Annotated in this window: 1 protein-coding gene; it reads right to left on the bottom strand. The window is 73.5% G+C overall.

The window, feature by feature from the left end; genetic code table 11:
* On the bottom strand, positions 1 to 686 hold a 686-nt coding region (locus tag G6048_RS48420; RefSeq protein ID WP_206343065.1), incomplete at both ends, for a polyketide synthase dehydratase domain-containing protein.

Genomic DNA, 686 nt, shown 5'->3' with positions numbered 1-686 from the left:
GTAGAAACCGTCCAGCTCGATGGGGCTCGCCCCGGGAGGCGGCCAGGCGCCGAGGTCGACGGGGCCGGTCACCGCGGCCTGGCTGAGCGCCCCACTGACGTGCCGGGTCCACTCCTCGTCCGGCCCGGCCTGCGAGTGCACACTGACCGGCCGCCAGCCGGACTCGTCCTGCGCACCGACCCGGACCTGAAGGGCGACATCGCCTTCCTCGGGGATGACCAGAGGCATCTCCAAGGTGAGTTCTTCCAGACGCGGGCAACCGACCTCATCCCCGGCCCGCAACGCGATCTCCACCAGACCGGCACCCGGGAACAGGACCGTGCCGCCGATCGCGTGGTCGGCCAGCCATGGGTGCGTGCGCAGGGAAAGCCGCCCCGTCAGCACCACGCCCTGGTCGTCCGCCAGGCGCACGGCCGCTGCCAGGAGCGGGTGACCGGGCTCGGACAGCCCCAATCCCGCCGGATCGGCCCCTGCCCGGTGGTCCTCTTCCAGCCAGTAGCGCCGACGTTGGAAGGCGTAGGTGGGCAGCTCGACCTGCCGCCCGCCGGGCAGCAGCGCCGTCCAGTCGACGTCGGCGCCGTGGACGTAGGCCCGCGCCAGGGCGGTGGTGAGGGACCGCGGCTCGGGACGGTCCTGACGCAGGAGCGGCACGACCAGCCGGGGCGTGCCGGACTCCTCGCGCTCTT

Source organism: Streptomyces ureilyticus (assembly GCF_011045025.1).
GTDB classification, from domain to species: domain Bacteria; phylum Actinomycetota; class Actinomycetes; order Streptomycetales; family Streptomycetaceae; genus Streptomyces; species Streptomyces ureilyticus.
This window is presented reverse-complemented; position numbering and strand designations above follow the sequence as displayed.